Genomic DNA, 22,012 nt, shown 5'->3' with positions numbered 1-22,012 from the left:
CGCCTGGTGTGCGGAGGTGGGCCCTGCGTCCTCCCCCGCTGCGCCTGGTGTGCGGGGGAGGACGGTCTATGGGTTGGTGCGAAAAGCGCTTATTTCAAGCCGTCGATCGCTTTCTTCGCGCCGGGATGCAGCGGTACCGGGTCGGTCTTGTCGGCGTTGTCGAGCGTGATGCCCTTGGCCGCCGCGTTCACCGCGACCAGTGCGTCCATGTTGTCGTAGATCGCCTTGGTGAGCTGCTCGGCCAACTCGTCCTTCATGTCCTTGCGGACCAGCAGCACGTTCGGCACGATGATCGTCGCGACGTCGGCGGGCTGCTTGTACGTCGCCGCCGGAATCGGGGCCTGGGTGTAGATCGCGCCGTACTTCTCCTGCATCTTCGGCAGTAGATCCGTGATGGGCAAGAGTTTCACGTTCTTTCCCATGCTCGTGGTCAGGTCGGTGATCCCACCGGTGGGCAGTCCACCGGACCAGACCAGAGCGTCGATCGTGCCGGCCTTCATCCCGTCCACCGACTCCGGCAGGCCGAGCCGCTGCGCGGTGACGTCCTTGGCCGGGTCGAGGCCCGCGGCCTCCAGCAGCCGGCGCGCGATCACCTCGGTGCCCGAGTTCGGCGAGCCGGTGGAGACCTTCTTGCCCTTCAGGTCCGCGATGGAGTTGATCCCGGCCGAGGCCCGGACCGCGACCTGTGTGTAGTTGTTGTAGAGCCGGGTCAACGCGACCACGTCCTGTTTCGCCTGGAAACTGTTCTCGCCCTTGACCGCATCGGACGCTGTGTCACCGAGCGAGAACGCAATGTCGTAGTTCCCCGCCACCAGACCTTGCACGTTCTGCACAGACGCCCCCGTCTCGCTCGCGGTCGCCCTGTACCCGGAAACCTTCTGCGAAATCACCTGGGCCAGCGCACCACCTAGCTGGTAGTAGACGCCGGTGGTGTTGCCGGTGGCAATGGTCAGCCGCCCACCCGATGCCGAACCGGAACCTGAGGGCTCACGCTGGCCACCGCAGGCGACCAGCGAGACCGCAGCTGCGAGCGCCACCGCGGCGGTGGGGAGGCGACGGAGTCTCATGAACTCACGGATCCTTTCTGAATGTGGACAGCTCATCGCGTCCGTCTGAATTTGGACAGCTCATCGCGTCCGTCTGAATTTGGACAGCTCATCGCGTCCGGGGCCAGGGAAGGGGTCTGGCGTTGCCGCCGGACCAGATTGATGACAACGGCAACAAGTAGCAAACAGATTCCGGCCGCGATGGTTACGGGCGCCAGGTAGAGCAGCAGGAGCGAGGCCGGTACGCAGACCAGCCGCTCCAGCCACCCGGCCGCGACGACGATCCACCCACCGGTCACGACGGCCAGCGCGGCGACCGCGAGCATCGACACCAGCAACGTCCACACCATGCCGATCAGCGATCCCTGCCCGAGCAGATGCGCGCCGTTGTCGGTGAGCACGAACGCGAACGGCACCAGGAACGCAGGCAGCGTGTACTTCCATGCCTGCCACATCGTCGGCATCACCTTGCCACCGGTGATCGCAGCCGTCGCGACCGCCGCCAGCGCGGTCGGCGGCGACACCTCGGACAGCACCGCGTAGTAGAAGATGAACATGTACGCCTCGGGCTGCGTCACCCCGAGCTGGACGAGCGCCGGCGCGATGATCACCGCGGCGATGATGAACGAAGCCGTCACCGGCACCGCAAGCCCAAGGATCAGTACGGCGAACGCCGACAACACCACCGTGAGGATCAGCACCACGGTGTGGTTGTCGGTCAGGCCCCGCGCCGCGTCGACGATGATCTCGGCCAGGTTCAGCCCGAGACCGGTCTGCGTGGTGACCGCGACGATCACGCCTGCGGTCGCACACGTGGCCGCCACCGGCAGCACCGAACGGGTGCCTTGGGCAAGCGCTTTGAACAACCGCCCGGCCGTCAGCCGGTGCTCGCGATCCAGGAACGACAACCCGAACTGGATCACCACCGCGTAGACCACGGCCTTGAACGGCGGTACGTCGACCGCCATGAAGCCGATGATCACGAACAGCGAGAGGAAGTGGTACCCGAACCGCAGCAGCAACCGCCACGCGGATTGGTCAGAGGTCTCGGCCGACGTGGTCCCGTGCCGGCGGGCATCGATCTCGATCGCGAGCAGAATGCCCAGGTAGTACAGGATCGTCGGGATCACGGCGTACCCGAGGACGGTCAGGTACGAGACCTGGAGGAACTCGGCGATGATGAAGGCGGCCGCGCCGAGGGTCGGTGGCGAGAGGATCGCACCGATGCCGGACGCGGCGAGCATTCCACCTGCCGGTTCGGGCGGGTAGCCGGCCCGGCGCAGGATCGGCCAGGACACGGTGCCGAGCGATACGGCGGTCGCCGTACCCGAACCGGAGACGCTGCCGAGGAGGAAGCCGGCCAGCGTGACGGTGCGGCCGGGCGCCGTACGGCTGCGTTTGAAGGCGGCGAAGGACAGGTCGATGAAGAACTTGCCGGCGCCGGAGTAGTCGAGGACCGCGCCGTAGATGGTGAACAGCACGATGTAACTGGCCGCGACACTCAACGGCGTCCCGTAGAACCCGGCCGTTCCCATGGTGAACTGCGCGATGATCGCGTCGAAGTTGAAGCCCTGGTGCGCCAGCGACCAGGTGTAGGGCAGGTAGCCGCCGTAGTACGCGTACGCGATGAACAACAGGCTGAACAGCGGCAATACCCAACCCGTCGTACGACGGCATGCCTCGAGCAGCAGGACCAGCAACAGGGCACCCGCGAGGATGTCCAGCGTGGTCGGCGCCTGTCGCCGTTCCAGATAACCGTCGAAGTCGAAGAGCGGATAAACGCAGACCGCCAGCGCCACTACGGCGAGGATCCAGTCCGTGATCCCCGGGTCGTCCGTCGCCCGGGCCTTGAAGGGATTCAGGAACGGCGGGACCTTCCAGCCGCGGTAACACAACAGCGTGATCGGCAGGACGGCTGCGAGAAAGATCACCAAGTAGAACTGCGTGCCTTGTGGTAGTGGAAAGAAAACCTGTGCCAGTACGCCGACGCTGATCACCGCGCACCAGACCGAGATCACCAGGTCCAGGGCAGGCCGAAGCCGCCGAGCGGGCCGTTCCTGCTCGTACTCGGCCAGTTCTTCCTCGGAGGGCGTGCTCGCGCCAGCCCCCGTTCCAACACCGACAGTCATCGACCGGTTCCCTCCTGTGTCCGAAGGCTAATGTTGCCGAACACTGGGTGGAGTCACGTGATTACGTCTTTACCAAGATCTGACACACATGAGCGTCTCCTGGCCTACGATCACCGCATGAGTGGCGCCGTCCGGATTCTGTTGGTCGAAGATGATCTCGATATCGCCAATGCCCTGATACCCGCGTTGCGGCGGTACGGCCTGATGGTGACCCATGTCCGGACGGCGGCGGACGCCCTTGCGGCGGACCCCGGCGACCTGGTCCTGCTGGACCTCGGGCTACCGGACGGGGACGGCATCAACGTGTGCCGGCAGATCCGCACGGTGTCCGACGTACCGGTGATCGCGGTGACCGCACGGGGCGAAGCGGCCGACCGGGTCCGTGGGTTGCGCAGCGGTGCCGACGACTACGTAGTGAAACCGTTCGCTATTTCCGAGCTACTGGCCCGTATCGATGCTGTACTTCGTCGTACCGGCCTCTTGCAGCCCCGCCCCCGGGTGACTGTCGGCGACCTGACCGTGGACATCGAGGCGCGGACCGTGCAGGTGGCGGACAAGCCCATCAGTTTGACCCGCAAGGAGTTCGACGTGCTCGCTGTGCTGGCCGCACACCACGGCCGGGTGGTTCCCCGCGAACAGGTGGCGCTGTACGCCTGGCAGTCCGTCTTCGAGGCTTCCTCACGCACGATGGACGTGCACGTGGCCAGCCTGCGTGCCAAGCTCGGCCGCCCCGAGCTGGTTCAGACCATCCGCGGTGTTGGCTACCGCCTCGGTTCGGACTGACCGTTGCGCCGTCGACTGCTGCAGTCCCTCGTCCCCATGGTGGTCGCCCTGGCCATCGTGGCCGTCGTACCGCTGGCCAACTTCATCGCCACCGGCGCTTCGCGCACCCTGTTCCTGTCCCGCAGCAACGACGCGGACTGGTTCGCCGCGATGGCGGAGTCCCCGCTGCAGACCGGTGACATCGCCAACCTGCGTGAAATGGCCGTCCGCTACCAGGAGCTCTACAACACGCCGGTCTTCGTGGTCGACGTCGACTCCCGGGTCGTGGCGACGTCGGTGTCCGGCGTGAACGTGAAGGAAGCGGACATCGATCGCGCCCTGCACAGCACGCTGGCCGGCCGCCTTCCGGACGAGCCGCCGGCGCTGTGGCCGTGGCGTTCCGGCGAGATGATCGTGTCCCGCCCGGTCGTCAACAACGGCAGCGTGCTGGGAGCCGCCGTACTGCGGGTCCCGACCGAGAACGGCCGCGACGAGGTGCAGAACAAGCTGCTGCTGCTCCTGGGCGGCCTGCTGATCAGCATCGGCGCGATCATCATCGGTATCGTCCGGCCGATCACCCGCTGGGTGCTGCGGCCGCTGAAGGACCTGGACAACGCGACCCACCAGATCACCCGCGGCGCGCTCGACACCCGGGTATCGACGGACGGACGTGCTCCTGAGCTGCGCCGCCTCGGTGACAGCTTCAACTCGATGGCGCTGAGCCTGCACCAGGCCCGGCAGCGTGAGCGGGAGTTCGTCGCGGACGCGTCGCACCAGCTGCGTACGCCGCTGACCTCGGCCCGGATCCACATCGAGGGCCTGTCCCGGCTGTCCCCGACCGCGCGGTTCGCGCTGAGCGACATCGACCGGCTCGGCCGGATCGTCCAGCGGCTGTCCCGGCTGGCCGGTTCCGACCGCCCGGGTGCCGATGCCGACGGTAACGAAGCGCCGCTGGACCTGGCCCAGGCGGTGAAGGAGCGGCTGGTCGGCTGGAAGGCCGTGTACTCCGCCGACGACCTGGAACTGATCATCGGCGAGATGGTCCCGGGCGGGGTCGCCCCGGAGCTCGAGGTGGACGACATCCTCGACGTACTGCTCGACAACGCCTCCAAGTACGGCGCTCCGCCGGTCGAGGTCTCGGTCACCCGCGACGGCACCGAGGTGGTGATGTCGGTGCGCGACCACGGGCTCGGGCTCGGATCACGCGACCTGAAGAAGGTCGGCGAGCGGTTCTGGCGCAGCGCGCACCACCGGGAGATGCCGGGCACGGGCCTGGGGCTGGCGATCGTCCGCTCCGAGGCGGCCCGCGTCGGCGGCCGCGTCGTCGCCCGCCCACCGATCGGCGGCGGCCTGGTGATCGAGGTCCGCGTCCCCCTGATCGACGACTACGACGCCTGACAGAACGTTTGACCGGCGGTTCCGCGGGACAGCTCAGATGTGAGCCTCGCGGAACCACTTCTCGGCGGCGGGGTGGAGTGGGATCGGCATTGTCGCGATCGCCGAGCGCGGATCGAGCGCACCGGCCTCCGGGTGATAGTTGGTCGGGTCGCTGGGGTCGCCGACGAGGTCGTTCTGCCGGCGGAACAGCGTGTTGATCGTCCACCAGGCCCACGAGTCGGACAGCGTCGGCCGGCACAGCAGGTAGTTCGGGATCGCCAGCGTCGGCACCGAACTGGCCAGCCCGTACTGCGACGGCGGGATCGCCGACACCACGTAGCCACCGAACTTCTTCACCGCGATCTCCTGGGCCACCTTGCCGATGTTGACCAGCCGGAATCCGATCGACGTCTGCAAATTCTTGATCGGGAGAGTCGGCACTCCGCCGCTCCAGATGAACGCGTCGATCGCGAGCTTGGTGTCCTTGTTGTTGGCCTTGTCCTGGAGCCCCTCGACCGACTGCGCCAGGCTGAGGTACCTCGGCACCACCTCGACCCCGGCCGTCTGGAGGATCAGCTCCGAGATGACCCTGGTGCCGGAGTTCTTCGGGCCGACGCCGACGACGAGCGGCTTACCGCCCTTCTTCGGCTTCATGTCCTCGAGCTCCGACACGCCCGAAGACATCGGTACGACGACATGCACATAGTTGTCGTACAGCCGGGCCAGCGCGGACGTCTTCCGCCGGCCGGACTCGAATTCGCCGGTGCCCTCATAGGCGGCCAGCGCGGAGTCCGACGTACTGAATCCCATATCGGCCTTGCCCTGCGCCACCAGCTGGATGTTCTGCACGGAGCCGTTCGTCATCAGCGGCTTGAGCTCCATGCCGGTGACCTCGCTGACCATGGAGCTCAGCGCGGCCCCGAACAGGGCGTAGACGCCGCCCGCGTTGCCGGTCGCGAAGGTGGCCGGACCACTCGGCGCCGGCTCGTCACCGCGGCCGCGGGAGCAGCCGGGCAGGACCAAGGCAGACGTGGCGGCGGCACCGAGGCCGAGCACGCTGCGTCTGGTCAGCCCGGTCGGCCGGGCAGGGGTCAGCAGGCGGGGGCGATCCATGCAGGACAACCTAGACAACAACGGGGCCTCCGGGGTAGCCGCGCCCCTGGCCGCAACCGAACCGCTATCCGGAAGATCGCGATCAAACTGCGTCTGGACGCATCAGGGGTAGGTGTGACAGCGTTGTCATCCATGCGGCCGCGTGGCCGCGTGAGGATCCTTCCCCGGAGGCTGATTTCGTGCACGACGACCGTCAACTCATCGAGGAGCGGCTGGAGCGCGCCTTGCGGGAGCGGATCCGCCCCGCGATCTACGGCGCGGCGGTCCCACTGGACATCGAGGTGTGGCACGCCCCTGGTGAGCCGGTGTCCCCCGCCGAAGCGCTCGCCCAGACCTACGAGCCGGCCGCCATCGGCCTGCCGTGGGGTCCCGCCTGGGGCACCGCGTGGTTCAGGTTCAGCGGCCAGGTGCCGGCCAAGTGGGCCGGTAGCGAGATCGAGGCCGTCATCGACCTCGGCTTCAGCGGCGGCCCCGGGTTCTCCGCGGAGGGCCTGGTGCACACGACGTCCGGCGTACCGCTGAAGGGTCTGCACCCGCGCCAGACCTACGCGCCGCTGTCGATCCTCGGCCCTGACGGTACGGCGGCCTCCGCCGGCGACTCGATCGAGTTCTACGTCGAGGGCGCGGCCAACCCGGAGATCCCGCTCGACAACGCCTACGCGAAGACCGACATCGGTGCCAAGCTCGGCGAGACGCCGATCTACACGCTGACCCGCGCCGACCTGGCCGTGTTCAACGCCGAGGTCTGGGACCTGATCCTGGACCTGGAGGCGCTGAACGGTCTGCAGCAGCAGCTGTCCCTGCAGGAGCCGCGCCGCAAGGAGATCCTCCGGGCGCTGAGCCGCGCGCTGGACGCCCTCGACTACGAGAACGTGGCCGGCACCGCCGCGGACGCCCGCGCGCAGCTGACCGACGTACTGAGCCGGCCTGCGCACGCGAGCGCGCACCAGCTGTCCGCCGTCGGCCACGCGCACATCGACTCGGCCTGGCTCTGGCCGCTGCGGGAGACCCGGCGCAAGGTGGCCCGGACGGTCTCGAACGTCGCCACGCTGGCGCAGGAGTACCCGGAGCTCGTCTTCGCGTTCTCGCAGGCCCAGCAGCACGCCTGGGTGAAGGACAACTACCCCGAGGTCTGGGAGCGGCTGAAGAAGGCCGTTGCCGAGGGCCACATCGTTCCTGTGGGTGGAATGTGGGTCGAGTCCGACACCAACCTGCCCGGCAGCGAGGCGCTGGCCCGGCAGTTCGTGCACGGCAAGAAGTTCTTCCTGGACGAGTACGGGATCGACACCCAGGAGGTCTGGCTGCCGGACTCGTTCGGTTACACCGCGGCCCTGCCGCAGCTGGTGAAGCTGTCGGGCTCGAAGTGGTTCCTGACCCAGAAGATCTCCTGGAACAAGGAGAACAAGTTCCCGCACCACACCTTCTGGTGGGAGGGCCTGGACGGGACCCGGGTGTTCACCCACTTCCCGCCGATCGACACCTACAACTCCGACCTGTCCGGTCGCGAGCTTGCACACGCGCAGCGGAACTTCCAGGAGAACGGCGCCGCGACCCGCTCGCTGGTTCCGTTCGGGTACGGCGACGGCGGTGGCGGCCCCACCCGTGAGTTCGTCGCGACTGCCCGCCGGGTGGCGAACCTGGAGTCCTCGCCGCGGGTCTCGATCGAGTCCCCGACCGAGTTCTTCGCCGCCGCCGAGGAGGAGTACGCCGGGCACGCGCCGGTCTGGTCCGGTGAGCTCTACCTGGAGATCCACCGGGCGACGTACACCTCGCAGGCCAAGACCAAGCAGGGCAACCGGCGCAGCGAGCACTTGCTCCGCGAGGCCGAGCTGTGGTCCACCGCGGCCGTGGTCGCCGGCAAGCTGGACGCGTACCCGTACGAGGACCTGGACCGGATCTGGAAGGCCGTGCTGCTGAACCAGTTCCACGACATCCTGCCGGGCTCCTCGATCTCGTGGGTGCACCGCGAGGCCGAGGCGACGTACGGGCGGTTGGCCGACGAGCTGAACGGCATCATCGCGAAGGCCCAGCAGGCGCTGGCCGGCTCCGGCGACGCGCAGATCGTCTTCAACGCGGCCCCGCACTCCCGCAGCGGCGTCGCCGGCCTGGGCGCCGGGATCGCCGCCGGCGAGGGCCAGGCCGTGTCGGTCGAGAACGGTGTCCTCGACAACGGGGTCATCCGGGTCACGATCGACGAGCGCGGTCTGATCACTTCGCTGTACGACGTCGAGGCCGAGCGCGAGGTGATCGCGCCAGGTGCCGTGGGCAACCTTCTGCAGTTGCACGTCGACACCCCGAACCACTGGGACGCCTGGGACGTCGACTCGTTCTACAAGAACAACGTCCGGGACGTGACCGAGGTCGACAGCGTCGACTTCAGCACCGTCGAGGGCGTCGCGACCGTGGTCGTGAAGCGGTCGTTCAACCGGTCGACCGTGACCCAGACCCTGCGGCTGCGCCCGGGCGCGAAGCGGGTCGACATCGAGACCGAGATGGACTGGCACGAGGCCGAGAAGTTCCTCAAGGCGGCGTACCCGGTGGACGTGCACGCCGACCGGTCGGCGTCGGAGACCCAGTTCGGGCACATCTTCCGGCCGACCCACCAGAACACCTCGTGGGACGCGGCGAAGTTCGAGATCGCGGCGCACCGCTGGGTGCACGTCGGTGAACCGGGGTACGGCGTTGCCGTCGTCAACGACTCGACGTACGGCCACGACATCAACCGGACCGCGCGGGAAGACGGCGGTACGACGACCACGATCCGGACCTCGCTGATCCGGGCGCCGCGGTTCCCGGACCCGAAGACCGACCAGGGTGTGCACACGGTGAACCACGCGCTGGTGGTCGGCGCCGGGATCCCGGAGGCGATCGAGGAGGGCTACCGGATCAACCTGCCCGAGCGGATCGTCACCGGTGCGGACGGCGTCGAGCCGCTCGTTGCCCTCGACAACGACAACGTGATCGTCGAGGCGATCAAGCTGGCCGACGACCAGTCCGGCGATGTCGTGATCCGCCTGTACGAGTCCTCCGGCGGTCGCTCGCGGGCCACCCTCACCCCGACGTTCGCCGCAACGTCGGTCACCGAGGTCGACCTGCTCGAACGCCACCTGGCCGACCGGGACCTGACCGGCAACGGGGTCGCCCTGGACCTCCGCCCCTTCCAGATCCTCACCCTCCGCCTCAAGCGCTCCTGACATGAGGCGCCTCCCCCATCCCGAGGGATGGGGGAGGCTCTTTCTGCTTCTCCCCGCGCCCGGTGTCGCGTGGCGGCGCCGGGTGCGGGCGTTTGTCTCTTTCGATGCCCGGTGTTCACCCGCCTGACGTAGCGTGAACGTATGGCTTCGACACCTCTGCTCGGTGCCCGGACGCTCGACCGGCAGACCGCCCGCACCCTGCCGCCGGGTCCACGATGGCCCACGCTGCTCCAGTCCAAGCTGTTCGCGAGCCATCGCAAGACGTTCTTCCCGGCGATGCGGGAGAAGTACGGCGACGTCTTTACGATCCGCCTGGTCCCGTCCAGCCGGGTCTGCGTCGTACTCAGCCGGCCGGAACACATCCGCGAGGTGTTCGGCAGCCCGCCGTCGGTGATGCACGCGGGCGAGGGCAACACGGTGCTCGAGCCGATCATGGGCTCACACTCGCTGCTGCTCCTGGACGACGAGGACCACGTCCGGATGCGCCGCCAGCTGATGCCGGCCTTCTCCGGTCAGGCCTTGCGTGGGTACGCCGGAATGGTGCACGAGCTCGCCCGCGCGGAGGTCGCGACCTGGACACCCGGCAAGCCGTTCAAGGTGCACGAGCGGATGCGGAACCTGACCCTGGAGATCATCCTGCAGGTCGTCTTCGGCGTCACCGACACCGACCGGCTGAACACGCTGCGGCCGTTGATGGACAAGATCGTCTCGGTCTCGCCGGTGATCATGCTGGGTGGGTTCTACCCGCCGCTGCTCCGGCTCCCGCCGTGGCGGACGTATCTGACCACGCAGCGCAAGGTCGACGAGATCCTGTACGACGAGATCGCCAAGCGGCGCGGGAATCTCGACGGGCGTACCGACGTACTCTCCCGACTGCTTGCCGCGGGCAACTGGACGGACGAGGAGCTGCGGGACCAGCTGGTCACGCTGCTGCTCGCGGGTCACGAGACGACCGCGACGGCGCTGGCGTGGGCGTTCCACGAACTGGCCCGGAATCCGGAGGATCTGGAGTTCGGTCAGCGGGCCGTGGATGCAGGGGCCGACGACGAGCTGGAGGCGATCGTCAAGGAGGCGCTGCGGCTGCACCCGGTCGTGTACCAGGTCGGCCGGCGGCTGACCGAGACCGCGGACGTGGCCGGCTACCGGTTGCCGCGCGGTACGACGATCATGGCGGCGGTCGGGCTGGTCCATCGCGACGGTGAGCACTTCCCGCTGCCGAGGGAGTTCCGGCCGCAGCGCTTCCTGTCCGACGATCCACCCGCTCCCGGGACGTGGATGCCGTTCGGGGGTGGGGCGAGGCGGTGCATCGGAGCCGGCTTCTCCCTGATGGAAGCCACCGAGATCCTCCGCGCCGCCCTGGCCACCTACAACTTCAGCGCGCCCAACCCGAAACCGGAACCAGCCCAGGCCAAGAACGTCACTCTGGTCCCCCGCAAAGGCGCAGAGGTAACCGTCACCCCGAGGTAGTCCGGCGTACTGGGGAGGATGTTGCGCCCGATTCGGGCTGAAATCCTCCCCGCACCGCTCAGTTCTCGGGGTCGGTGACGTCGCCGAGGTCTACGTTCTCGTAGGACTCGCGGTCGTCCTCGTCGTCGTCTTCCAGTTCGAAGTCGTCCTCGTCGTCTACTACGTGCACGGCAGCCTCCTCCGCGGACGCGGCGGCGCCGTCGAAACCGACGTCTTCGGCCACGAGCTCCTGGTCGTCGTCGCTGTGGGCGCCCTCGTCAGGCGCGACCAGGCGACCGGAGCGAACGACCCCGACCTCGGGACCACCGACGTCCTCGCCGTCCTCGGCGTACGGGTCGACGTCCGGCTCCTCCTGGGCGATCCGCTGGTCCAGCGACTCCCCCTCCAGCGCCTCGTCGGCCGTCGTACCGAATCCTTCGCCCGCGGACCACTTCTCCGGCGGCGAGTACCCCTCGTCGAGCAGATCGTCGACACCCCGGTCGTTCAGGGTGTCCTCTTTCTGCAGCTGGTCCTCGTCGTCGACGCTGTAGCTGCCGTAGTCCTCACGGTTGTTCTCGGTCATGCCCATACCCTGACCTCCGGGCGCGGCCGAAGCAAGCCGGAGCGCTCGTGCCCCAGAATGGCCAGGTGGATCCGGTCAGGTTGACGTTGGACCAGCTGCGGGAGCTGCGCGACGACATCGCGCCGCAGGCCGCCCGCCGTTCGCGCGCCTCGATCCGCCGTCGGGTCGACCGCTGGCGCAGCCGGATCTTCTTCATCGCCCAGTGCGCGCTGGCCGCCGGCGCCGCCTGGGCCCTGGCCCGGTACGTCGTCGGCCACAAGCAACCGTTCTTCGCCCCGGTCGCGGCGATGGTCTGCCTCGGGTTCAGCTTCGGCCAGCGGTTACGCCGCGTCGCCGAGGTGATGGTCGGGGTAGCGGTCGGCGTCGGCGTCGGCGATCTGTTCGTCAGCGTCTTCGGCACCGGCATCCCGCAGATCGTGTTCGTGATCGCCCTCGCGATGAGCATCGCCGTACTGCTCGGCGCCGGAACACTGATGAGCACCCAGGCAGGCGTGCAGGCCGCGATCGTCACGACCTTGCTGCCGAACCCGGGCGCCGGCTTCAGCCGCTGGCTCGACGCGGCCCTCGGCGGTGTGGTCGCGCTCGCCGCCGCCACGATCGCCCCCGCCGCCGCCATCCGGCGCCCCCGGCAGCAGGCCACCGGAGTCCTCAACGAGCTCTCCGAGATCCTCAACGAGACCGCTGACGGCCTCCGCGCCCGTGACGAGGAGGCGGTCACCGACGCGCTCCGCCGGGCCCGCGCGAGCGAGTCCCGCCTCGACGACCTCCGCAGTGCGGCCGACGAGGGGGTCGCCGTCGTCCGGCTGTCACCGTTCCGCCGACGGCACCGCGGCCGGGTGCAGGAGATCGCAGACCTCGTCGTACCGCTGGACCGCGCGATCCGGAACATCCGCGTCCTGGTACGCCGGTGTGCCGTCTCGGTCTGGCGGGACGAACAGATGCCCGCCGAGTACCCGATGCTGCTCGAACGCCTCGCGGACGGCACCCGCCTGATCGCCGAATCCCTGTTCGAGCCTGCCGCGGACGTCGCTGCCCACCGCGTCCTGGGCGAGCTCGGACGTCGTACGGCGGATATGCCATTACCGACCGGGCTCTCCGCCGTGGTGGTGCTCGGGCAGATGCGATCCACCGTGGTCGACCTGCTCGAACTGACCGGGACGTCGTACGACGAAGCCCGGAAACTGGTCCCGCTCCGCCTCGATGGGCTGGATGAGAAGTAGGTCACATCAAAAGTCGGTCCGAATCTCCGTCATACCCCGCGACCCCGTGCGTCTCACAGGCATGACGATCCACCGACTGATGACCTCGATGGCCACCGAGCAGGTCCGCGAACTCGAGGACCTGCTGGCGGTCGACCCGACCACCCAGACCCCAGACGACCGGAGCGACGCCGCCGCCAAGCACTAACTGGCGCGAACCGGACGAACGGATCCAGGCAGCGCCCCGGACGGTCTAGCCCACCGAGCCAGACCGCACGGAGATCGCACACAACGCAGAGGCGCCCAGTGCGAAGCGCCGCCGGATCCGTCCGGATGCATCACCACAGAGGTGCATCCCAAAACCACCCGCCGACTGTCCTGACGCCGCTTGCGCGAGGCTCAGGCCAGTCCGGCGGGTGGTTTTTGTTCAGGGAAGGAAAGAAAAGAAAGATGTGGGACCGCGGGCGGGTTCTCGGGTGGGACCGCGCGGGCGGGTTCTCGGGTGGGACCGCGCGGGCGGGTTCTCGGGTGGGACCGCGCGGGCGGGCTCTCGTGTGGAGAGCGGGGGGTTGTCCTCGGGGGAGGTCAGTCGATGCCTGCGACGGTTATTTTTGTGGTTACTGAGTTGGCTATGAAGCATTCTTGGTGGGACAGGTGGTGGAGGCGGGCCAGGGTTTCGGTGTCGGGCTCGGGGGTGCCCCAGACGATCTTGGGGTTGAGGGTCACCTCGGTGATGGCGAGGCGGCCCGCCTCGTTCGGCGCCATCACGCCGACCGCGTGGTCGTCGTACGCGTCGACGACGAGGCGTTTCCGGGCCGCGATCGACAAGAAGGTGAGCATGTGGCAGGACGACAACGCCGCCACGAACGCCTCCTCCGGATCGACCGGGCCCGGATTGCCCAAGTACTTCGGGTTCGCCGAGCCGGGCACACTGATGCCACCGTCGAAGCGCCACTCGTGGTCGCGGTTGTAGGTGTCGTAGGTGAACTCGTACTCACCGCGGCTCCAACTGACGTCGACCACGTGCTCCGACATGTTCAGCTCATCCTTCCGAGACAGCCGCCTTGGCGGATGCCGTGACGGGGTTCAAGCGTACGGGAGTGTGCCCCGGCAGCTTGGCGACGAAGTCGCTGTCGTAGCGGGCCGCCATCCCGGCCACCGGGAAGTCGGTGGTGACCCACTGCGCACCACTGGCCAGCGCGATCCCGAGCCGGCTGTAGTCCTTGTCGCGGATCGTCGCCATCGGCTCGTCCGACCGGGTCCGGACCAGGTAGCCCTTCGACACCAGCCGCTGGATCTCGGCCTGGCCGGTGCCCCGTGGGTCGTTGACCTCAGTGACCGCGGCGTCGGCCGCACCTTCCGGACCGCGGGTGAAGACCGCGCGACCTTCCAGGTTCGGCTTGCCCGCGGTGTAGAGGTCGCGGATCTCACCGGGACCACCGTTGTCGAAGTAGAACATCACCTGACCGCGGGCCGAGCTCAGCTTCGGCCAGCCCTTCGTCAGCACCGACTGCTCGAGCGTCAGCCCCGGCTTGCGTACGTCGTCCGGCGAGAGCAGCTCGCCCTCCGAGAAGACCGAGCGGATCTCGGTGTCGACGCTGTCCAGGTTGCCCGCGTCCCACGGCGGAGCCTTGACCCCACCGGCTGCGACCACGGCCGGGTCGGACTGCTTGAGTTCGAGGTTGATCGCGATCGGCACGTGGTTCGGGTGCTGGTCCGACCAGGTCTTCACCTGCTGCAAGCAGATCTTGAACGTCGCGCAGTTGGTGTTGTAGTCGAAGTCCGGCACGTGCATGACCTTGATCCCCGGCTGCGCCATCGCCGGGTCGGTCAGCGGACCTTGACCGGTCAGCTTCCGGATCAGCGGGAACGTGTACAGCCCACCCTGCGGGTCCGGGAACAGGTCGAGCTCGAGCGAGCGGACGTTCTGGTCCTCGAGCTGCTGCGAGATCGGGGCGTGCGAGTACCAGAGGTCGACCGAGCCGGGGTTCTGCTGCTGCTGAACCTTCTGCTCGTTCGGGCTCAGCTCCCGGTGGTACGAGTTGTGCGAACCGACCACCTGCATCTGGTTCAGCCGCAGGCTGTCTCCGGCGGCGTGCGGTTCGTGCCGGGTGATCGCCGTACCGGCGACCCCGGATGCGGCGACCGCGGCGGACGCCAGACCGGCGACCACAGTTCTGCTGAGGCGCATGCGAAGTGTTCCCTCCCTCTGACCCGGTGGTCAGATCTGCCCGCAATCTGTCATAAGCGGGTGCCGGGTTTCAGACCCTTCGACGGTGGTTGAAAGGTTCCTCCGGCACCGATTGACGGCAATCTGTCACAGGAAGGTGGCAACGTTGTCCCCCTGAGGATGGACAATGAGAAACATGGTGACATCGGGCGCGTATCCGCTCCGCCGGACGCCGACCCAGGACCGCGCCAGCCGTCAGGTCGAGCGCATCCTCGACGCGGCCTGCGCCGAGGTGGTCGAGCGTGGGTACGACGCGGCGTCGACGAGCGGGATCGCGAAGCGGGCCGAGATCGCGGTCGGGAGCGTGTACCGCTACTTCCCGGACAAGCGCAGCCTGATCCAGGCGATCGAACGGCGCAACCAGGCCCGCTACACCGAGGCGGTCAGCGAGCGGCTGGCGACGGCGGCGACCTGGCGGGACGCGGTCGACGTGACGCTGGATACCTTCCGCGAGATGCACCGCACCGATCCGGGGTTTCGCGCGGTCGCGCTGAGCGGGCTGGGCGATCCGGAGCTGGAGACCAAGCCGGGCGAGTTCGACGATCAGCACGCGGGCGAGTTCGCCGAGCTGCTGAGCGTCCGCTTCGGCGCGGAGAACACCCACGACTTCCGGCTGGCGGTGACCTTGAGCATCGCGATGGGCGAAGCACTGGCTCATCTGGCCGACCGCCTGCCGGCGGACGAGGCGACGTACGTCCTGGATCAGGGTCGCCCGGTCCTCTACAACCTGCTGGCGCCACACCTGCCGTCGTAACGGCCTAGGGCTGTGGGACCGGGTCGGCCGGCTCTGATGATCGCGGACCCAGCTGCGGCCAGTGGCTGACCCGGCCGGCGATGCGGGCCCGGCGGGGCGTCCGGACGTCGTAGCTCACGATCACGCGGTCGTTCTTCGCGTAAGGAACCCGGCTGCCGACGGGGTACTTGCGGGTGACCTCGTACGGTCCCTCGCCCCGGCGGGTGCAGTACTCGACGGTGACCTCGGTGTATTCGGCCGGGATCCCGCCGTTCAGCTGACCGCGGACCGGGCCACGTACCCGGATCACCTGTCCCGCGGTCTTCTCCTCCGTACCCGATGGGGTTTCGTTCCGCCGGAGACCGGCGATGACGTCCGCCCCGATGCATGCCGCAATCAGCAGCACCAGGCCGAACCCACCGAGCACAACGATCGTCAACATGGCACTCACCCCCGACGCGCCGCCCGCAAGCAGCACGGTCGTCGTTGTCGAACTGCCTTGCGCGGCCCTTGCCGCACGACGGTGAGACGCCACCAGCGACCAGTCGGTTCCAGGTCAGGACAAAGAGCTTGCCGAGTCAGCTTCCGCCCATACCGAACTGATACTCCGGCGGGACCGGACGCCCGGTCCCGAGGAGACGTTCGGTCTCCAGCCAGTAGTCGGTGAGCGGGTTGGCACCCTCGCGAACGGTGGCCAGCTGGATGCCCGCGACCAGCAACTCGTGGGCCTTCGCCGGGTCGCCGGTCGCCAACGCGTGCCGGACTCGCAGCAACCCGATCCGGGGATCCTCCGGAGCCACGGCAAGCATTCGCTCGGCACAGGCGAGGTCGCTGTCCAGTGCCGCAGCCACAGCCTCCGCAACCAGCGGAACGAGGTCCGGCCGCAACTCAACCGCCCGCTCGTAGTGCGACAGCTCTCCGGTCACCAGACCGAGATTGCGCAATGCCCACGCGTTCTCCCCGGACCGTCGCCAGGCCTCGACCGCGCCCTCCACATCACCGTGGTAGTGCCGTGCAACGCCCCGGTGATACCAGACCAGCCAGTTGTCCTCGGCCTTCTCCAACAACTCCCGCCACCCGACCAACGTCCCATCCGGTACGTCGTCAACCGCCGGCGATTGCCCGTCCAGCAAGGGCAACCAGGCTCGTTCCCGGGAGGTCATCGTGTCGTCGGCGAACGGCGTACCTGCTGAGACCTTCCAGCCGGTCCGCGCTAGTTCCAGCGCACCCCAGCCCGATCCGGTCGCGAGCCGCTCGAGCGGCTCCGCGTCCACGACGGACAGCCACGCGCTCTCCCTGGCCGGTAAGTCGTCGAGCACCGAACGCAACGCCGCGGCACCCGCTGCACGCGCGTGACTCCAGTCCTCCGAGTGCGCAGCCGTCGGCTCGACGGACACTCGACCGTAGGCCTCCAGCCAGTGCCATGATGTTGCCGCAGGCAACCTAAGGTGCTCCAGCTGGGTCCGGGCTAGCCCGGACTGGATCTCGGCATAACCGCCACCGGACAGGCCCGGCGCCAACCACTCCTGCCAGCGCCGGCCGCCCGCACCCTCGCCCCAGACGAACAGCTTGCGTCCACGCAGTCGCTCCGACGACGCCTGCGCCAATCCGTTGCCGGAGGCATCGACCGAGGCGATCCACGGTCGCTCGTCCGCCCGCGGCTCGAAGAAGAAGTCGACCGCCCGTGGGTGCCGCATCGGGTAGGTCAGGTCGATCCCATCGAAGTCCGGGACGTCGATCAGGTCGAGCCATCGACCGGTCGCGTCGGGCCGGTCCGCGCCGGCGTACCCGAATCGCCAGGCTTGGTCGGCCGGCACCAGCACCCGGGTCTCCGGCGACTGCTCGACCGCGATGTTCGACCACCAGTACGCCGGAACCTCGGTGTCGGACGGGTTCTGCAACCGGACCCCGACGTACAGGAACTCGGAGTCGGCCGGGAGCCAGAAGTCGAGTTGGGTGACGAGGTTGCGGGTGCGTTCGAGTTCCCAGAGCCGGAGGACCGGCGTACCGTCCGGGCCTTCGATGCGGGCCGCGTGCATCGGGGCGCAGGTGCCGGTCCAGTGGCCGGTGCTGCCGACGTTCCACTCGACGCCGCCGGCGAACCAGGCGTTGCGCAGCGCGAGGTTGGCCGGCTGGAAGACGGGGTTGCGGTAGAGCAGTTCCTGGCCACTGGCCTTGTGGACGAGCGAGTAGAGCCGGCCGCCGAGGCTGGGCAGGACGGTCGCGCGCACATGGTCGTTCTCCAGGACGAGCGCGGGGAACGTGGTGTCCACGAGGGTGCGGTCGTACCCGTCCTGGTTCAGGCACGGGAGCGTGCTGCGCAGACGCCCGTACTCGATGTTCTCCCGCAGGTCGGCGGGCAGCTCGCTGAGGTTCTCAACCGTCTTGAGCTCTTGGTGGCTGAGCAATGGCGCGAGCGGGTTCTCCTCACCCAGCGAGGCGGCGGGCAGGACCAGATCATGCGCGGAAAGAATCGTCACAGCCGCCATCCTTTCAATTGCGCTATACATGGACACCATGGACGCCGATGTGATCGTGGTCGGGGCGGGGCTGGCCGGGCTGGCAGCGACTGCCGAGTTGGCCGATGCGGGCCGGAAGGTGCTGCTGCTGGACCAGGAACCCGAGGCGTCGCTCGGCGGGCAGGCGTTCTGGTCGTTCGGCGGGCTGATGTTCGTCGACTCCCCCGAGCAGCGCCGGATGGGGATCAAGGACTCGCGCGACCTGGCCATGCAGGACTGGCTCGGCTCGGCCGGGTTCGACCGGCTGGACGACGAGGACAAGTGGGCCCGGCAATGGGCCGAGGCGTACGTCGATTTCGCGGCCGGCGAGAAGCGTCCGTGGCTGCATGCCCAGGGCGTCCGGTTCTTCCCCGTGGTCGGCTGGGCCGAACGCGGTGGCTACAACGCCGACGGACATGGCAACTCTGTCCCGCGCTTCCACATCACCTGGGGCACCGGGCCGGGCCTGGTCGCGCCGTTCGAGCGGCGAGTACGCGAGGCAGTCGTCAAAGGCCTGGTGGAGTTCAGGTTCCGGCACCGCGTGGACGAGCTGACAGTCACCGGCGGCGTGGTCGACGGCGTCGCAGGCAAGGTGCTCGAGCCGAGTGGCGTCGACCGCGGGGTCTCGAGCTCCCGGGTCGAGGTCGAGGACTTCAGCCTGACCGCGCAGGCCGTGATCGTCACGTCCGGCGGCATCGGCGGCAACCACGATCTCGTCCGGGCGCAATGGCCGAAGCGGATGGGGGAACCGCCGAAGCGGATGATCTCCGGCGTACCCGCGCACGTCGACGGGCGGATGCTCGCGATCACCGAGCAGGCCGGCGGCCGGTACGTGAACCGCGACCGGATGTGGCACTACACCGAGGGCATCCAGAACTGGGACCCGATCTGGCCGATGCACGGGATCCGGATCCTGCCCGGCCCGTCGTCGCTCTGGTTCGATGCCACCGGCAAGCGACTCCCGGTGCCGCTGTTCCCGGGCTTCGACACCCTCGGCACGCTCGAGCACATCATGACGACCGGCTACGACTACACCTGGTTCGTGCTCACCCAGAAGATCATCGAGAAGGAGTTCGCCCTCTCCGGCTCGGAGCAGAACCCGGACCTGACCGGCAAGGACATCAAGGGTGTGCTCGGCCGGGCCCGTGGTGGAGCGACCGCACCGGTGCAGGCGTTCATGGACAAGGGCGAGGACTTCATCGTCCGCGGCAACCTGCCCGACCTGGTCCGCGCGATGAACGACCTGACCGGCGAGAACCTGATCGACCTGACCGACCTGGAACGCCAGATCGTCGCCCGCGACCGCGAGCTGACCAACACGTTCACCAAGGATCTCCAAGTCACCGCGTTGCGCGGCGCCCGGAACTATCGCGGCGACAAACTGATCCGGGTCGCGTCACCACACCGGATCCTCGATCCCAAGGCCGGCCCGCTGATCGCCGTACGCCTGAACATCCTCACCCGGAAGTCGCTCGGCGGCCTTCAGACCGACCTGGACTCCCGCGTGCTGCGCACCGACGGTACGCCGCTCCCCGGTGTGTACGCGGCCGGCGAGGTGGCCGGGTTCGGCGGCGGCGGCGTCCACGGCTACCGGTCCCTCGAAGGCACCTTCGCCGGTGGCTGTCTCTTCACCGGCCGTACGGCGGGACGCGCAGCAGCTCAAGCAGTCTCATGACAGTCCCCGGGGCCGAACACCAGGAACTCGCCGAGCTCGACGATCTGACCACAACCGGGACAGAAGCCTCCGGCCACACCAATCCGGCCGACTACATCGGCACCACGCACGCCGACCTGCCGGTGCAACCGCCGGTGCCGGGTGTCCAGATCGACGGCTACTTCCCGTCCGAGTCGCGGACGAACACCAACCATGGCTGGAACCACGACGCCCAGTTCGCGATCCGGCTGCCGGCGCGCTGGAACGGCGGACTCGTCGTCTCCGGCGCGCCTGGCGTGCGGGCGCAGTACGCGAACGACAAGGCGATCTCGGACTACGTGCTCGCCCTGGGTTATGCGTACGCCGTCACCGACAAGGGCAACACCGGCGCCGAGTTCTACGCCGGCAGCCGTCACCCCGGTGACGCGATGGTGGAGTGGAACCTCCGCATGACCGAGCTGGCCCGGGCCGCTCGCGAGACCGTCACCCAGCACTACGGCCGCCCACCCGACGAGGTGGTTGCAGCGGGTGTCTCGAACGGTGGCTACCTGGTCCGTTGGCAACTCGAGAACCATCCCGAGCTCTACACCCGCGGCGTCGACCTGGAAGGCACGCTCTGGACCGCGGACGGGCCCAACCCGTTCGACTCGTTGCCGCTGGCAATCAGGGGCTATGAGCAACAATCTCCGGAGCTGATCGGCGCGGCCGGGTTCGATCCGCGGTCGGACTTCCTCTGGGAGTACCACTACACCGTCTACTGGACGCTGACCCAGCGGATCTACGCCCTCGAGTTCGACCCGTCGTACTCAGGCAGCGAAGCCGACTACGACTACTCGCAACGGCCGGAAGCGCACGAGGCGGTCCGGCGCATTGCGTTGACCGGGAAGATCGGCAGACCGCTGGTCACGATCCACGGCACCTACGACTGCCTGCTCCCGATCACCCATTCGGACGCGTACGCCGAGCTGGCGCGTCCGACCGGGTTGCACACGTACCAGCGGGTCGAGGCAGGCACTCATCTCGACGGACTCGTCGATGTCTACCCCGACCAGCTGGTACCACTCGTCCCCTTGATGCAGGCGGCGATCAGAACACCATCGTGAGGAGGTCCGCGAACAGTTCTTGTTCGTCGATCTCCAGGCCCCGGTTGGTGAACCAGGTCGCCATGTTGTGGCAGTCGCGCAGCAGGAACTCCATACCCTTCGGGTTGCCGACGATGTCGATCACCTGGGGCAGGTCGATCATCACGATCCGGTCCCCTTGGGCGAGGACGTTGTACGGCGACAGGTCGCCGTGCGCCAGCCCCGCCCGGGCCAACTCGCGCATCCCGTGGCGGACCTGCTCGAAGTACTGACCGAGCAGCTCCTTCGACGGGCGGACCTGGGCGAGCCGTGGCGCGGCGCCGCCCTCACCGTCGTCGATGAACTCCATCAGCAACTCGGTGCCGTCGATCTGGACCGGGTACGGCACCGGGACGCCGGCCTTCCACAGATTGCACAGCGCACCCCATTCCGCACCCGCCCACTGACCGGCGGCGACGTTGCGACCGTGCGACGTCTTCTTCGCCAGTGCACGGGTGTCGCGACTGTTGCGGGTACGGCGTCCTTCGACGTACGCCGTACTGCGGTGGAAGGACCGGTGTTCCTCGGTGCGGTACCGCTTCGCGGCGAGCAGCGAGGACCGAGCGGGGTTGTCGCCGATGGCTTCAACGGCCCGCTCGACCAGGAAGACGTCGGCTTCCTTGCCGGTTTTGAGGACGCCGAGCTCGGTATCGATCGCGGCCTGTTCCGTCACAACCCAGTCGGGCCGTGGTTCCGGGCCGCGAGAGCCGCGCTCGACGTCCAGCCAGGTGGACCAGCGCTGATCCGCTCCCAGTTGCTCGTCGACTTCGGTGAAGCGGAAGACGAAGGCATCAGCCGGATCAGGTTGGGACTCGTCGCGGGTCAGATCGGCCCAGCGGGAGTCGAGATCGGTGAACTGGTCAGAAAAGTTTGATTCGGTACGAAAGACGTCGGAAGACATCGGGTGGTGTGCTCCTGAACTCTGAG

General features: G+C 68.1%; 18 protein-coding genes. 9 read left to right on the top strand and 9 right to left on the bottom strand.

Going from position 1 to position 22,012, the window contains the following annotated elements; all coding sequences use genetic code 11:
• Window positions 1–89: 89 nt before the first annotated feature.
• Both AB0L70_RS22675 and AB0L70_RS22670 read right to left on the bottom strand, forming a co-directional pair.
• Window positions 90–1,067 (bottom strand): TAXI family TRAP transporter solute-binding subunit, encoded by a 978-nt coding sequence (locus AB0L70_RS22675; protein ID WP_363687150.1) that lies wholly within the window; start codon window positions 1,065–1,067, stop codon window positions 90–92.
• A gap of 32 nt (window positions 1,068–1,099) precedes the next feature.
• Window positions 1,100–3,175 (bottom strand): TRAP transporter fused permease subunit, encoded by a 2,076-nt coding sequence (locus AB0L70_RS22670; protein WP_363687148.1) that lies wholly within the window; start codon window positions 3,173–3,175, stop codon window positions 1,100–1,102.
• Between the two features lie 117 nt (window positions 3,176–3,292).
• Here AB0L70_RS22670 and AB0L70_RS22665 point away from each other — a divergent pair, with 117 nt between their 5' ends.
• Window positions 3,293–3,958 carry a response regulator transcription factor gene (locus tag AB0L70_RS22665; RefSeq protein WP_012918592.1) on the top strand — a complete coding sequence of 222 codons (666 nt, stop codon included), beginning with the start codon at window positions 3,293–3,295 and terminating at the stop codon, window positions 3,956–3,958.
• Between the two features lie 3 nt (window positions 3,959–3,961).
• Window positions 3,962–5,335 carry a HAMP domain-containing sensor histidine kinase gene (locus AB0L70_RS22660; protein ID WP_363687146.1) on the top strand — a complete coding sequence of 458 codons (1,374 nt, stop codon included), beginning with the start codon at window positions 3,962–3,964 and terminating at the stop codon, window positions 5,333–5,335.
• A 33-nt stretch (window positions 5,336–5,368) separates the two neighbouring features.
• Here the strand turns inward: AB0L70_RS22660 and AB0L70_RS22655 are convergent, their stop codons facing one another.
• Window positions 5,369–6,427: a TAXI family TRAP transporter solute-binding subunit gene (locus AB0L70_RS22655; protein WP_363687144.1), complete on the bottom strand. Its 1,059-nt coding sequence runs from the start codon at window positions 6,425–6,427 to the stop codon at window positions 5,369–5,371.
• Window positions 6,428–6,606: 179 nt separating this feature from the next.
• On the opposite strand from AB0L70_RS22655, the gene AB0L70_RS22650 reads away from it, so the two are divergent.
• Together AB0L70_RS22650 and AB0L70_RS22645 are read left to right on the top strand one after the other, a co-directional pair.
• Window positions 6,607–9,621, top strand: a complete 3,015-nt coding sequence (locus AB0L70_RS22650) for a glycoside hydrolase family 38 C-terminal domain-containing protein (protein WP_363687142.1) — start codon at window positions 6,607–6,609, stop codon at window positions 9,619–9,621.
• Window positions 9,622–9,762: 141 nt separating this feature from the next.
• Window positions 9,763–11,088, top strand: a complete 1,326-nt coding sequence (locus AB0L70_RS22645; RefSeq protein WP_363687140.1) for a cytochrome P450 — start codon at window positions 9,763–9,765, stop codon at window positions 11,086–11,088.
• 58 nt (window positions 11,089–11,146) lie between these two features.
• On the opposite strand, the gene AB0L70_RS22640 is transcribed toward AB0L70_RS22645, so the two are convergent.
• Window positions 11,147–11,650, bottom strand: a complete 504-nt coding sequence (locus tag AB0L70_RS22640) for a DUF5709 domain-containing protein (RefSeq protein ID WP_363687138.1) — start codon at window positions 11,648–11,650, stop codon at window positions 11,147–11,149.
• 65 nt (window positions 11,651–11,715) lie between these two features.
• Here AB0L70_RS22640 and AB0L70_RS22635 point away from each other — a divergent pair, with 65 nt between their 5' ends.
• Together AB0L70_RS22635 and AB0L70_RS22630 are read left to right on the top strand one after the other, a co-directional pair.
• On the top strand, window positions 11,716–12,870 hold the full coding sequence (locus AB0L70_RS22635; RefSeq protein WP_363687136.1) for an FUSC family protein: 1,155 nt from the start codon (window positions 11,716–11,718) through the stop codon (window positions 12,868–12,870).
• Between the two features lie 61 nt (window positions 12,871–12,931).
• Complete coding sequence (locus AB0L70_RS22630; RefSeq protein ID WP_363687134.1) at window positions 12,932–13,057, top strand: hypothetical protein; 126 nt, start codon at window positions 12,932–12,934, stop codon at window positions 13,055–13,057.
• A gap of 377 nt (window positions 13,058–13,434) precedes the next feature.
• On the opposite strand, the gene AB0L70_RS22625 is transcribed toward AB0L70_RS22630, so the two are convergent.
• Window positions 13,435–13,884 (bottom strand): OsmC family protein, encoded by a 450-nt coding sequence (locus tag AB0L70_RS22625; protein WP_363687132.1) that lies wholly within the window; start codon window positions 13,882–13,884, stop codon window positions 13,435–13,437.
• Between the two features lie 7 nt (window positions 13,885–13,891).
• Window positions 13,892–15,040: a phosphatidylinositol-specific phospholipase C1-like protein gene (locus AB0L70_RS22620; RefSeq protein WP_363687130.1), complete on the bottom strand. Its 1,149-nt coding sequence runs from the start codon at window positions 15,038–15,040 to the stop codon at window positions 13,892–13,894.
• A 175-nt stretch (window positions 15,041–15,215) separates the two neighbouring features.
• On the opposite strand from AB0L70_RS22620, the gene AB0L70_RS22615 reads away from it, so the two are divergent.
• Window positions 15,216–15,833 (top strand): TetR/AcrR family transcriptional regulator, encoded by a 618-nt coding sequence (locus tag AB0L70_RS22615; RefSeq protein WP_363687128.1) that lies wholly within the window; start codon window positions 15,216–15,218, stop codon window positions 15,831–15,833.
• A gap of 4 nt (window positions 15,834–15,837) precedes the next feature.
• Here AB0L70_RS22615 and AB0L70_RS22610 read toward each other — a convergent pair whose 3' ends face one another.
• Together AB0L70_RS22610 and AB0L70_RS22605 are read right to left on the bottom strand one after the other, a co-directional pair.
• On the bottom strand, window positions 15,838–16,254 hold the full coding sequence (locus AB0L70_RS22610; RefSeq protein WP_363687126.1) for a DUF3592 domain-containing protein: 417 nt from the start codon (window positions 16,252–16,254) through the stop codon (window positions 15,838–15,840).
• A gap of 136 nt (window positions 16,255–16,390) precedes the next feature.
• The gene (locus AB0L70_RS22605; protein ID WP_363687124.1) at window positions 16,391–18,292 is read right to left on the bottom strand and encodes a DUF5107 domain-containing protein; all 1,902 of its coding nucleotides are present in this window, start codon (window positions 18,290–18,292) and stop codon (window positions 16,391–16,393) included.
• A 37-nt stretch (window positions 18,293–18,329) separates the two neighbouring features.
• Between AB0L70_RS22605 and AB0L70_RS22600 the strand changes: the two genes are divergently transcribed.
• Window positions 18,330–19,985 carry an FAD-binding dehydrogenase gene (locus tag AB0L70_RS22600; protein ID WP_363687122.1) on the top strand — a complete coding sequence of 552 codons (1,656 nt, stop codon included), beginning with the start codon at window positions 18,330–18,332 and terminating at the stop codon, window positions 19,983–19,985.
• Window positions 19,982–21,067: an alpha/beta hydrolase gene (locus AB0L70_RS22595; RefSeq protein WP_363687120.1), complete on the top strand. Its 1,086-nt coding sequence runs from the start codon at window positions 19,982–19,984 to the stop codon at window positions 21,065–21,067. The genes AB0L70_RS22600 and AB0L70_RS22595 overlap by 4 nt, the downstream gene beginning before the upstream one ends.
• On the opposite strand, the gene AB0L70_RS22590 is transcribed toward AB0L70_RS22595, so the two are convergent.
• Window positions 21,051–21,986, bottom strand: a complete 936-nt coding sequence (locus AB0L70_RS22590) for an RIO1 family regulatory kinase/ATPase (protein ID WP_363687118.1) — start codon at window positions 21,984–21,986, stop codon at window positions 21,051–21,053. The genes AB0L70_RS22595 and AB0L70_RS22590 overlap by 17 nt on opposite strands.
• Window positions 21,987–22,012: the final 26 nt, after the last annotated feature.

Origin of the sequence: Kribbella sp. NPDC051952 (assembly GCF_040680855.1) — a bacterium.
Taxonomy (GTDB): Bacteria; Actinomycetota; Actinomycetes; order Propionibacteriales; family Kribbellaceae; genus Kribbella.
Note: the sequence above shows the minus strand (reverse complement) of the source record. Positions and strands in the feature narration are given on the sequence as shown.